The 12,671-nt window shown below is 49.6% G+C and carries 12 protein-coding genes; 6 read left to right on the top strand and 6 right to left on the bottom strand.

Features of this window, described 5'->3' with window-relative positions; genetic code table 11:
- The first annotated feature begins 20 nt into the window (after window positions 1-20).
- The 5 genes from EL628_RS22675 to EL628_RS22655 all read left to right on the top strand — a co-directional run bounded on the left by EL628_RS22675 (window position 21) and on the right by EL628_RS22655 (window position 4,345).
- Entirely contained in the window at window positions 21-335 is a 315-nt protein-coding gene (locus tag EL628_RS22675; RefSeq protein ID WP_126582293.1) for a hypothetical protein, read from the top strand.
- Window positions 336-411: 76 nt separating this feature from the next.
- Window positions 412-1,270 (top strand): IS5 family transposase gene (locus EL628_RS31055; protein ID WP_371859653.1). Its coding sequence is split into 2 segments (ribosomal slippage): window positions 412-798 and window positions 800-1,270, totalling 858 coding nucleotides; the frame shifts between segments, so codons are not numbered across the junction.
- Window positions 1,271-1,765: 495 nt separating this feature from the next.
- Window positions 1,766-2,890, top strand: a complete 1,125-nt coding sequence (locus EL628_RS22665) for a mannosyl-3-phosphoglycerate synthase (protein WP_161975684.1) — start codon at window positions 1,766-1,768, stop codon at window positions 2,888-2,890.
- Entirely contained in the window at window positions 2,881-3,522 is a 642-nt protein-coding gene (locus EL628_RS22660; protein WP_126582291.1) for a histidine phosphatase family protein, read from the top strand. Before EL628_RS22665 ends, EL628_RS22660 begins: the two co-directional genes overlap by 10 nt.
- Window positions 3,523-3,799: 277 nt before the next feature.
- Window positions 3,800-4,345, top strand: a complete 546-nt coding sequence (locus EL628_RS22655) for a Dps family protein (RefSeq protein WP_126582290.1) — start codon at window positions 3,800-3,802, stop codon at window positions 4,343-4,345.
- 203 nt (window positions 4,346-4,548) lie between these two features.
- Here EL628_RS22655 and EL628_RS22650 read toward each other — a convergent pair whose 3' ends face one another.
- From EL628_RS22650 to EL628_RS22635, 4 genes are all read right to left on the bottom strand, one after another.
- Window positions 4,549-5,442, bottom strand: a complete 894-nt coding sequence (locus EL628_RS22650; RefSeq protein ID WP_126582289.1) for an ABC transporter permease subunit — start codon at window positions 5,440-5,442, stop codon at window positions 4,549-4,551.
- 11 nt (window positions 5,443-5,453) lie between these two features.
- Window positions 5,454-6,413, bottom strand: a complete 960-nt coding sequence (locus tag EL628_RS22645) for an ABC transporter ATP-binding protein (RefSeq protein WP_126582288.1) — start codon at window positions 6,411-6,413, stop codon at window positions 5,454-5,456.
- Window positions 6,414-6,505: 92 nt separating this feature from the next.
- Window positions 6,506-7,744: a hypothetical protein gene (locus EL628_RS22640; protein WP_126582287.1), complete on the bottom strand. Its 1,239-nt coding sequence runs from the start codon at window positions 7,742-7,744 to the stop codon at window positions 6,506-6,508.
- Window positions 7,741-8,430 (bottom strand): RNA polymerase sigma factor, encoded by a 690-nt coding sequence (locus tag EL628_RS22635; RefSeq protein WP_126582286.1) that lies wholly within the window; start codon window positions 8,428-8,430, stop codon window positions 7,741-7,743. Before EL628_RS22635 ends, EL628_RS22640 begins: the two co-directional genes overlap by 4 nt.
- A 281-nt stretch (window positions 8,431-8,711) precedes the next feature.
- Here EL628_RS22635 and EL628_RS22630 point away from each other — a divergent pair, with 281 nt between their 5' ends.
- Window positions 8,712-10,109: a bifunctional enoyl-CoA hydratase/phosphate acetyltransferase gene (locus tag EL628_RS22630; RefSeq protein ID WP_126582285.1), complete on the top strand. Its 1,398-nt coding sequence runs from the start codon at window positions 8,712-8,714 to the stop codon at window positions 10,107-10,109.
- A gap of 70 nt (window positions 10,110-10,179) precedes the next feature.
- On the opposite strand, the gene EL628_RS22625 is transcribed toward EL628_RS22630, so the two are convergent.
- Window positions 10,180-11,223 (bottom strand): aldose 1-epimerase, encoded by a 1,044-nt coding sequence (locus EL628_RS22625; RefSeq protein WP_161975683.1) that lies wholly within the window; start codon window positions 11,221-11,223, stop codon window positions 10,180-10,182.
- A 90-nt stretch (window positions 11,224-11,313) separates the two neighbouring features.
- On the bottom strand, window positions 11,314-12,597 hold the full coding sequence (locus EL628_RS22620; protein WP_126582283.1) for a DUF6183 family protein: 1,284 nt from the start codon (window positions 12,595-12,597) through the stop codon (window positions 11,314-11,316).
- Between the last annotated feature and the right edge of the window lie 74 nt (window positions 12,598-12,671).

Raw genomic sequence — 12,671 nt, 5'->3', positions numbered from 1 at the left:
AAAGCCAGAGGAGAAGACCTATGTTGCACCTGCATCTTCCATCAATTATCGTCACCATTTTGGCCATGGTTGCATGTATTTGTGGAATGTTTCTGCTTCTGTTTGCCCCTCGCCTTGTTGGCCGCGTTGACAATGGAGAGGATCAATCCGCTCTGGTCCATGCGCTTATCGTACGTTGGATACACCTTTTTGGGCTCGAAATTCTCTCATGCCTGCTCCTGTATTACGGGCTCTGCACCTATGGTCTCTTTCCTGCACTCGCGCCTCTGCCAGTTCTCCTGATCGCAGTTCTGGTTGGGCTGCTTCTCTCCTGTTTGCTATGCCGCTATCTCTGAGTGTGTCCTAAAACCAGTAAGTGGCCGATAGAAAAAAGAAAGGAGTCAAACAAGCGATCAGAAAGGATCACAGCCAATGGAAAGAAGCATCACGCGAAAGCCGTACGCCACCGATCTGACGGATGCCCAATGGGAGTTGCTGGCTCCCTTCATCCCAGATGTCTCGCCCAATGCGACCCAAGAGACCATTCCCAGGCGCGAGATCGTCAACGGCATCCTCTACGTGTTGCGAACAGGCTGTTCGTGGAGACTGACACCCCACGATTTGCCCAACGGCAAGACGCTGCACCATTATTTGCGTCAGTGGAAACACAGCGGGGTTTGGGAGACCGCCATGACCAGCTTACGCAAACAAACCCGTCAGGCCATTGGCCGAGAAGAGGAACCCAGTGCGGTCATCATCGACAGCCAATCGATCAAAACCAGTCCCGTCCGAGGCATCGAGCGTGGGTTCGATGCGGGAAAAAAAAATCTGGGGTCGTAAACGACATCTTCTCGTTGACACGCAAGGCTTCGTTCTGGCGGTCAAAGTGCATACCGCGGGCTTGACCGACCGCAAGAGCGCTCCTCTGCTGTTGGCCGGGCAAAAAGAATACTTCCCACGAGTTTCGTATCTGTTCGCTGATCGGGGATACACTGGGCCGCTTCTTGATTGGATCAAAGAGCACCTTGGCTGGGAACCGGAGATTGTCCCTCATGAACACAACGACTCCCAGAGCGATTGGGTGCTCGTCAATGGGGAACCGGTCAAGATTGCCAAACCAAAAGGCGGTTTTCAGGTTCAACGAAAACGATGGGTTGTTGAACGCACCTTTGCCTGGCTCACGCGGTTTCGTCGCTTGGCGCGCGATTATGAGGGTCTCCCTTCGAGCAGTGAGGCTCTTATCCAGATCGCTGCGATCCGTCTCTTTTTGACGCGTTTGGCTCCTTTCTAGGCCTTTGCGTTTATCTTAAGACACACTCTCTAAGGAATAGCGAATTATAGACAGATACATAGTTAAAACAACCATAGCTGCATTGCCAACAGAAAAAACACAATGATACAGCAATTGACAATTTAACAACTGATGCGTTATACTTGGCTTGTGCTTCGACAAAACGTTAACGTAGACGTAAGCTTCATGAATAGGCGAACTGGCCCCCCTTCTCTGTGCGCACTTTGCCAGTACAGCCTTCTACTAGAGCTACAATGTCGGTGCCTGATCCAGAGCGCTTATTTACATTGCGGTAAGTACCATTCATTCACCCCTAAACGATTATCTGTGTTACCAACCATGATGGTTCCACACACAGCCTCTTCGGTCGGAGGAGGTCCTGCACTCTCAATCACATTAAGGCCTGAATGCCCCTCCACAGCCTTTCTGGCGCTTCAGGAACCGCACCTTGCCCAATGATGGTATGTTCAAATTAGTTTGCGTAAAGGATGCCGCGTGAATATCGACACTGTACGTTTCTCCCACATTCTCGAAGCCGATCAGCTGTATGATCTCAACGATTTCTTTGCCCATACAGCGTTTGTGATCTCTCATAAGAGCGAGCGCTTAGAGACACTTCTGGGAGTCATCTGGTATCTCCCCATCAATAGCCCCATCCTCATCGTGACCAACTGCTCAGAGATTGAGAAAGAGGCGCTTACCCGTGAACTTACGCTACGCTTGACTCATCGCCAGGTCTATCTTATTCATCAAAAAGATGAGCTGGTTGCTCGTTTCTTCGATCGTCAGGGAGTCCAGGCTATCCTTGGCTGTGATGGAAAAGTACGGAATGGCAAAGGCGAAGGAATGTATATCGGAGCTCTGTTTGCAGCGCTGCTGACAACTCCCCGCTGGCTGGTCTTTTATGATGCTGATAACTTTGTCCCCAATGCCCTACTCGAGTATACGCTGGCGATGAGTAAGTTGTTCTTACAGGAACAGTCCTCACGCTTGCCAGAGCGGGCTGACTCTTTGTATCTGCACAATGTTCGCATCTGCTGGTCCTCTAAACCCTCTCTTGGCAGTAAAGAACTTACGGCTGGCCTGGTCGGGCGCTGCACACGCATGGTCTCGCCTCTGATGGATAGTCTGGTGCAGACGTGGTTTGGTTCGCATCATCAGCCCATTATCTCTTCGAATGCTGGCGAACAGGGCTTTACGATGGAGACAATTCAACGACTTCAGTTCTCTTCTGGTTACTCGGTCGAAACCTTTCAACAATTGGATCTGTTCTCACATGCGCTCTCTGCTCACAATTACCAGAGCGGACGCGTGGTTTTCCAGCAGTATCAGGCCCAGAGTCCTCATTTTCATGAAAAAGGCGACGAAGAGCATATCCGCCGCATGATTGCCGAGAGCCTCGGCTGCTTCGCCCTTTTTCCGCAATTGCTCACGCCAACTCTTGAGCAGCAGCTTGAGACGCTGTATACTGAGATGGAGCTCACACCTCGTGAGCCAATCGTGTATCCAGCATTGCAGACGCTCTGTATCAATGCACACGAGCTCTCTGCTCAACACTATCGCTTACGTGAACCAATTGCTTTCTACGCCGGCAATGAACAGGAGGAACTGTGCGGCTGATTATCATTCGCCATGGTGAGACGATCTATAATGCTACTGAACGCTTGACGGGCCAGCGGGATATTCCGCTGACCCCTCTGGGCGAGCAGCAAGCTCTCACGGTAGGGGCCTATTTAGCAAACGACCAACCAGATGCCATTGTCTCATCCGATCTACAACGCGCTCGCTTAACGGCTGCGGCTATCGCTCGTTATCATGAATTACCGGTCGAGGTCGATCCGCGGCTCCGCGAACTCTCTCTTGGACGCTGGGAAGGGAGCACTTTTCATGATGTGCAGAGGGAGGAACCTGAGCAATACCAGCTCTGGCGCGAAGATCCGTCCACCAATGCTCCGATGGGGGGCGAGACTCTGCTCCAATTTCGTGATCGCGTTGTTGCGTCTCTCGATGAGTGGTATGCTCGCTATCCTGAAGGAACCGTTATCTGGGTCGCCCACGCTGGCTTAATTGGCGTTTTGATCTGTCATATCCTGGCGATTGATCTCAATCGGCGCGGCCAATTTCATCATGATAATGCCTCACTTACCGAGCTCCGCATTCTCCCTCCTCGCTATAGCCTGGTTCGCCTCAATGAGACGGCCTTTCTCAAAGAGAATATCAATATTCAGCTCCAATACAAAGAGTTGCTCTAATAGTTGAGCACCCATAGAAATGGGTGCTCAGATCCGCATCGGGCGCTCGCAATAACGTATCCATCTGAGCTACAAGGCGATCTGCGAAGCTGCGTCGAAAACGTCCCACACATATCTTCTTTATCTAAAGCCTAAAAATAAGTGAGACTGTCATGCAATCTTCAACGTGTTAAGGGGTGTCAAGATGGTGAGGAAACAACATCCAGAGAAAAGCTACTCCTGGCTCATCTATTGAAGAGGTGTTCCTCAACTTCCATTGCAGAAGGAGTCTCCTATTATGACGACAAAAGAGAGAGTTTCCAGTTCAACAAAAACAACCAGATCGGCCTCACAACTTGCGACGGTAACAGATCTTAAGCCGGAAGAGGTAAGGGCCATTACGGATACAGTGAATCCGCTTATCGCTGATAGTTTTGCCCTTTACGTCAAAACAAAAAATTATCATTGGCATCTGTCAGGCTCGCATTTTCGCGAATATCACCTTCTCTTTGACACACATGCCGAGGAGATTCTTGCTTCAATTGACTTGATGGCTGAGCGCGTACGCCGTATTGGTGGAACGACGATCCGCAGTATCAGTCATATCCATCAACTTCAAAGCGTTCAGGATGATAATGATGACTTTGTGCCACCGGCCCAGATGCTTCATAATCTGATGCAAGATAATGTCAGTTCAGCGACGAAGTACCGAGCCGCCATTGAGATCTGTGATAAAAATCGCGATGCTGCTACCAGCAATGTCTTACAGGATCTGCTCGATCAAGCAGAGCGTCGCAAGTGGTTCCTCTTCGAGATTGTACAGGGCGAGAATAATACACAATAACCCTTTACCCAGCAATGCGGCCACACGATATATTCTCGGCCTTCACAAATGAAGCGGGCGACTCTCTCTGAAGCAAGAGAGAAGCGCCCGTTTTCAATGACTCACTTCTCTCTCATTCAAGCCTGGATCTACAGGCCCACATCTGAGTATCAGCAGCATGGCTGGAAGCTACGCTTGTGGGAATGTCGCTTGCTGCATGTGCCTTAAAGATCTCGCTTTTGAAACCTCCAGGCTGCAAGCAGGGGGAAGAGGATAATATAGCAGGCAATCCAGACCAACAATGCGGTCGTGACCTGTTGGGCGGAGATGATCGGCAAAGAAAAGAAGGAGGAGGTTGGTCCAAGCAGGGTCATCGCGACAGTGGGAAGCAGATAGTAAGAAGTTCCATGCCAGAGAGCATCTGTAGGAATGATCAAATTTACAACTGTTGACATGTTCTGTAATGCACCATCTGAGACATTCACATGATTTTGTATGGTAGCAGTAAATTGGACAATGCCTGCAACAAAACTGGCTACGGGTGCCCCTATAAAGAGGATGAGCATAATTGCCCCATTAACGACCGTTGGAAAGAGCACGCTTCCTAAAGTGGTCAGGCCTAAGAGTGAGAGGACGCTCAATTCCAGAGTTCCCAAAGCGCTCAAGCTCTGAGACGGCCAATACCCCGTTGACCAGTAGATGACACTCAGAAAACCAAAAAAGATCCCTGCTGTATAAGCCGTCAGCAGTAAGGCATAGCCCAGCCATTTGCCCAGCACAATCTCATAGCGGTGCAGCGGCTTGGGAACAATAATGACAAAGGTTCCTGCCTCAATCTCACCTGAGATCATATTGACTGCCGCAAAGATCGTTAATATGCAGCTCAGAAGATGCACAAACCATGACGCAGGAATACTCATAAAAACGCCAATAGACCAGAGATCAAACTGCGAAACACTTTCTTTATTGGTTCCTGTGTAGAATATACTTGTCATTGCAGTGTGCAAGAGAAGCGCAAATCCAGTAATAAAGATCAGGCTCAAGATCAGAACAGCTAAAAACAGGCGTTTGCGCAAAACTTCCTGAATGGTAAAACGAGTCATCAATAGTAAGCCCATGGGTGTTCCTCTCAGACATGCAGTTGCTCAGACAGGGCTGTTTTTGCTCTCTGCCGCGCAGAATCAATAGTCTGTAAAAATAAATGTTCGAGTGAGGCTTTCTGAGGTGCTAAGAGATAGAGCCGACGGCCATTTTGATGGATGATCTCAGCTATATCAGCCGCTATCTCCTCTCGTTCAATCTCCACTGTCAGTGCTCCAGGATCAGCCGGATGCGTCTGAATTGCCAGGGTGACAGCCCTGAGACGTTCAAGCAATTCATCTGTGATGGTATCGACGCGAATATCTAGTGCAATGGTCTCAACAAATAGCTGAGCAGGGACGCCTATTTTGATAATTTGACCTTGATTAATGATTGCGACACGATCACAGAGAGCCTCAACATCTGCAAGCTGATGAGAATTAAGAAAGATGCTGATCCCTTCTCTTTTCAGTTGAAGTAGCAGTTCGCGCATGTCCCGAACGCCTACCGGGTCCAGACCTGAGACAAGTTCATCCAGGATCAAGAGCTCGGGCCGATTCAGGAGCGCTTGAGCCAGACCTATGCGCTGCAACATTCCTTTCGAAAAGGTGCCGAGCTTCTGCTTCTCTCTTCCACTCAGTCCTACCAGTTCAAGTGCCTCTGAGCTCCTACTCCGCAACTGTTGGCCTCGCAGGCCATACAATTGACCATGAAACTGCAAAAATTCTCCGGCCTTCAGCCAGCGATGAAAGTGTGGTAGCTCGGGCAGATAGCCAATTCGCCGCCGGGTGGGCAGGTGCGAGACCGGTTCGCCCAATACGCGAATACGACCGGCGGTGGGTTCCACTAATCCCAGGAGCATTTTCACAATAGTGCTCTTACCCGCGCCATTGGGGCCCAAAAAACCAAAGGCTTCGCCACGATACATAGTAAAATGGACGTCTTCCACAGCTACCAGTTGATGATAGATCTTCCAGAGTCCCTCTACTTCAATGACAGCTTCACTCATTCCTCATGTCCTTCATAGATCGATAGATAGAATCAGGATGCCTGGCGGGCAATCCTGATTCTATCACCAGTCACACCTCCATACTGTCTCTTTTAACGAAGTGAGTTGGCAGCATCCATAATTTTTGCACTATCACCACCAGTTGTGCCAATGGCGTAGATGATATTATTGCTCTGCCAGAGCAGCACATTCATAGTACTATCAGAAAGCAGGAGGCCAGATGCGCCCTGAACTTTTACCTGCTGGGCAGCAATGGTCTCAGGAATGGGAATGGGGATTACTCCGCTATTAACGTCAAGGTGCTGGATTAGACTGCGCATATCCGTTGAAAGTTTGGGCAATGAGAGCATAAAGCTTCGCAGGTCGTTGAGAGAGGCTCTACCAGTTGCCTTCACAATCGGGGTGGGCAGCTCTGTTAACAGAAATGGTGTTCCACCTCTACAGACACGATCATTCTGCGTATTGATCTGACAGCTCGCATAATAGTTGGCAATGACGCCCGAATCCATGTTGATGGTAAACGTCGCTCCATCTAACTGGGCTGGAATCTGGACGCTACTCTGGCCCGTCTGGGTTAGATAGGCTCGCACCTGATCGCTATGAAAAACGAAGGTTCCTTGCTCACCACGAAACAGCGAAAACTGTAGCTGAGGTCCAGCACCTGCGGGCAACTGGCTGGGCAGGCTGATATGATGCCCAAGGGCGCTCTCGACATCTGCCCGGGTCATCCTCGATTCGGGGAGAGTGTTATAATCATCGCCGGCAGCTGTCTTTTCAATGGGCTGTATATCGACGGTGCCAAAGTTCTGGACATACAAAAGGAAGTCGCGCCGCAACTGCTGCGGATTAAGTACGGGCTGAGCCTGAAATTGCTGTGGACGGAACAGCGCTAAAAATTGGGCAGCAACAACGCTGGTTCCGGGAAGGATAGCCAGACAGATCAATAGGCCAGCGACCGCTGCGGCGACCCAGGTGGCACGCTTCTGATACCACTGAGCAACTATCAATGGCCGTTTACTGCGTGTCTGCTCATCTTGTTGGCCTAGCGTAGCAACAAGAGGTGTTTGAATCTTCTCAGACATAGTGTTCTCTCCAAATTGCGCTACGATCATGGCCTGTACCTCTGCCACTTCATCAACATGAGGTACGGCACGATCCTCTATCTGATAGACTTCATTGAGCTCCATGATCATTCGTTCAAGGACGCTATCCTGCTCGGCCTCAGCAAGCACAGCAGCAAGTACTTGAGCATCGCCAGCCTCCATGGCTTGATTGTATCGGTAAAAAGCGCGCAGACGCTGCTGGTTGAGAACATCTCCTTGCTTCTTCATCTGGTTTTCCTTTCTAGAGACGTTATCTGTTGCTCTCCTACTTGCTGTTGCTGTTGTAAAGCTTGCCAGGCTATGCGTAAACGAGCCAGAGCTCGATGTAGACGGACGCGGGCCGCTACGGCGGTAATGCCCAGAGCCTGCGCCAGCACGTCTCGCTCAAAATCATGTACAATAGCCAGTTGCAGGACCTTACGATCTTCATCAGAGACCAGAGAGAGAATGAATTGAGCCTGCTCGTCAGACTCAAGTTTTCTCTCTGGCCCTTCGATTGAACACGATACCAATTGTTCCAGAAGGTTCTCTGCGGCTGAGCTTTCCTGATGCTCTGAACGAAGCACCGTTAAGTGAGCGAATGAGAGCTCCCGCTGGGAACGTTTCGCTACCTCAGTCCGTTTGCGCTTAATGACATTGAGCGCAATCCCAAGGAGCCAGGCCATAGGCTGGCGCGTGGGATCAAAACGCTCGCTATGCTCAAGCGCCTCTACAACGACCTCCTGGAGGACGTCAGCAGCAACCGCGCTGATCTCTCCATTCTGTGCCAGGCCCATCCTTTGCACGTAACTACGTAATGTGCCTAGCAGCGCTGGCGTCTGCTCGGTTAAAAAATCCAGCAATTGCTGCCTGGCCAGTTCTCTGGCGGCTGGCGTCACATGGGGAGCCGCAGGCTGTTGCCGACTCAGTTTCATCTGCGTCCCTTCCTTAACAGGTTGTTTAAAGTCTATCTCTTTAATGGGTTGTCTGAAGTCTATCTCTTGCGAGACATATACTCTTGTTGCTAGCGACAAGGGAGGAAAGATTTCTTCCTCACCTTATATTCACTATAGCAGAACAAAATGTTACAGCTTTGATACCCTATCGTTCATCACAATGACGTCTCAAGATGCAATAATTGGTCTTCTACTATCAATAAAGAGCTTCTATCAGTAGTATAATAATGAGAGAAGAAGAATTATGTAGGAGCGAACAAATGGATCAGATGCTAGAAAATCGCACCATTGATGAGATAAAGGTCGGTGAGACGGCGTCCCTGGAACGCGTGCTCACACAACGAGATATTCAATTGTTTGCCGTTGTATCCGGAAATATCAATCCACTTCATGTCGATCAGGATTTTTTGAGCACTACGGGGGCGGCCCAGTTCGTTGGCCATTCTATGTGGGGCGCATCCCTCGTTTCCGCTCTCCTGGGCACCAAGCTTCCTGGTCCTGGCACAACGTACTTGAGCCAGAATCTCTCTTTTAATGGCTCAGTCCACCTGGGTGATCGCTTACACGTCGAAGTCTGTGTCCGAGAAAAGGATATTGCCAATCAACAGGTGACGCTTGATTGCTATGCAACCAATCAAGAAGGGCGAGAAGTATTTCGCGGCAATGCAACGGTAAAGGCTCCCACGGATAAGATCCGCCGGGCGGCGATCCACTTGCCCAATGTCGAGCTTCATGATCCCTATCGGCACTATCGACAATTGATTGCGCTCACTACTGGCAAGCCCGCAGTACGCACTGCTGTTGTTCATCCCACTGACGACGTTTCGCTGGGAGGCGCTCTAGAAGCGATGCAGGAGAACCTGATTATTCCGGTACTTGTAGGTCCACTGGCCAAAATTCAGGCTACTGCTGAAAAAATGGGCGCGGATCTCTCTGGAATCGAAATTATTGATGCACCCCATAGCCATGCTGCTGCGATCAAAGCTGCTGAACTGGCTCGCACGAATGTTGTTCAGATGCTCATGAAGGGCTCCCTGCATACTGATGAACTGATGCATGCGGTCGTCGCTCGCGAGGGTGGACTCCGCACTGGACGTCGCATTACTCACGTCTTTGCAATGGATGTCCCCGAATATAGTAAGCCGCTCTTCATTACCGATGCTGCCATCAATATTCAGCCCGATCTGATTACAAAGACCGATATTGTTCAGAATGCCATCGATTTTGTCCATATTCTGGGCATCCACTCTCCAAAAGTAGCGATCTTATCGGCTGTTGAGACGATTAATCAGGCGATTCCTTCAACACTCGATGCTGCGGCCCTGTGTAAGATGGCCGACCGAGGACAGATTACTGGCGGGATCATCGATGGTCCGATGGCCTTCGATAATGCCATTTCAGCTCATGCTGCGCAGATCAAACATATGACCTCGCCCGTCTCTGGTGAAGTGGATATCCTGGTCGTTCCCGATCTGGAGAGCGGCAATATGCTGTTCAAACAGCTCGTCTATCTGGCCGATGCACTTGCCGCTGGTATCGTCCTGGGCGCGAAGGTGCCAATTGTGTTAACCAGCCGAGCAGATAGTGAGCTGGCTCGAAAGGCCAGTAGCGCTCTAGGAATGCTGGTGGCTAATCATAATACTCAGCGTGCGCTCTAGAAAGAAGATGAGGCGACCGAAAAGAAGCTGCCTCATCTTCTTTCTCGTCTGAATGCTGCCAGTACGATACCTATTTTTCGTCAAATTTGATGGTGTAGTGCAGGCTTCCAGTGCTGCTTTCACCTGGCTTGACTTCCAATAGATGGGCCATTTGCTGACGCTCAGGACCTTGATGATGAAGATTGATCGCATCGGTAGAGCAGGTCTGATGCTCAACACAGAGGAATGGCGCACCATGAGATAGGGTATAGATGACGCAGTGGGTGAAATCATCGCTGCCCGAAATATGAAGCTTAAAATCAAGATCGCCATAATCCAGGATCACAGGGGCGCCTGGGGTCAGGTCTGTGTAGACATGATCAAGTTTAAGATGGCTTACAGGAACCGGCTCGCGCAGATCAAACATCTTATACATCACGGTATTGACATCTAATAGACGACCCGTTGGCAACAGGGCTCCATCAGCCTCCATAACAGAGTTGGCAGGTATACTTACTGTTGTATGTTCGGCGCCAGTAAGGGTGGTAAAATAAGGGTGGAGGGCAAAACCAAATGGAAGATCTTTCTCGCCTTTGTTCTCTACAGTATAGTGAATCGAGACTCCATGCTGTGTCAATGTATAGGTCAGAGAGAGCCGGCTCTCAAATGGATATGCGGTAAAAAATTTCTTGCCAGGGGCCAGGTCAATAAAGGTTGTCACGCTGGCAGATTCGTCTGTAATGATAGGCTGCTCATAATTCCAGGCCTGATCAAAGACAAGGCCATGGACAAGTGCTTTGTCTCCAGGGACACGCACGACCTCTTCCAGAGAATAATCCTGCCCTTGATAGCTATAACGTCTCTCGCGAACGCGATTGGGAAAAGGCCAGAGCACAAAATTCCCCGTAAAATCTTTTCTCTGGAGACCTGCGGCATCATAGTAGAGAAGATTTTTCTCTCCAAGTCGCAAACGAAACAGATTGCTCCCTAATTCCGGTGCAATTCCTACGGTAAGGCTACGAGTTGGGTCGTCCGCCTGTTCGTAATGGAGGGAGATTACAGTCGATGCAATCTCTGGATCTTGAGCAATATGGGCGCTGTAAGGACTCTTCCCTTTGCGACTATCAGCTGTCATAATACAAATATTCCTCTCATAACTCATTGCAATACCAACGATGGCTTGCTTTTATTCTACCACGTTTGTGCGACAAGTTCTTTACTCTGGCTAATAGGTTGCAGTCGCAGCGATAATACCAAGCGAGCTACGATCTGGGCGAATGGCAAGCAATCCAATATCCCATGGTTGTTGATAAAACCATTCATTGTCAGCTCGAAAATAACACCAGAGGCTCTCTCGTACTAGCTTTGCAATCTCTATCACCGAGGCCTGTTCATGAGCTCCCACCAGTCCTCCAAGAGAATTCCAGGCATCCAACCGACCATAGGCCCCATAATGTCCTTGATCGTAGGACCCGCCGGCAGAGGCCGCAGCAAAGAGAATACGCAGCGCATCCTCGCCAGTGATAATCGATAGAAAGATCTTATCGCCTTCAGTGTTCTGTACACAGCTCACGCCCAGTTGACGCAAGAGACGCCCGGAAAGATGGTCTGTTGAGATGGTCTGGTCAAGCTGAACGGCTCTGGCCTCCCACGTTCCATGCGACCAGTCCCAGACAGCGGCCCGCATCTTATCGATCACCGCCTGAGAAGAAATATCGGTCACATGAACATCTCGTAACGCATGTGGATACAAAGTAGGGCTCAATCCTTCGGGCACCTGACTGGAAGGTAAGGGCGAATTGGTGTAGCGCAAGCCATAGGTTGCAAGGGGAAGGTTGGCTTCAAGATTTGTCAACTCTAATGGCAACATAGCCAGGGGATGGGCCAGTTCACGCATCTTTTCGATAAATGCAACAATAAGCAGATCCTCAGCGCAGGGCAGGCCACGAAGAATCATCTCTTGAATTAAGGCACAGAGAAACTCCTGGATGGCTGGATTCTCTTGCTCCTTCTGTACCAGAGCCTGTAAGACTATCATATCCTGTTTGCTTGCCAGTAATGCGGCCAGATAGCAGACCCGTTCAGTTGCAAAATCGGGATTGCGCAGCCTCTTTGTGCGAGGAAGCGCTAATACTTTGACCAGCGTCTCCGCATAGATCTGACCAGCATTAAGCGCAAGTACACGCTCGAGGTAATCAAATAGACTATCTACCGCCCATAGATCAGAGAGCTCCCACTGGTTCTCTTCCAACGCAACGGCCAGATCATAGAGCATCTCAACTTTTCCACCGCTAGCCAACAGGTCAATGACCTGATAATGTTTTTGAATGCTTTGATGCCTTTGAATATTCTCTAAGCTAGAGAGGATTTTCTGGATCAGTGGATGCATAATTTGCCTCCGATTATAATCATTTTTCTCCTTTATTGTATGCTCATTAGCCGAACAATGCAAAATATTCTGACCCTCTTCATACCTTTTCATGAGTCCGCTCATGGTTAAAAGTTGCATAGATATTCCTGCAAATTTTATACTTGCTATGTACTTGCTATGTACTTGCTATATCCTTGCGATATCTTTTTCTT

Source organism: Tengunoibacter tsumagoiensis, assembly GCF_003967535.1.
Lineage (GTDB): Bacteria > Chloroflexota > Ktedonobacteria > Ktedonobacterales > Ktedonobacteraceae > Tengunoibacter > Tengunoibacter tsumagoiensis.
The sequence above is the reverse complement of the archived record's forward strand: the minus strand, read 5'-3'. Positions and strand labels throughout refer to the sequence as shown.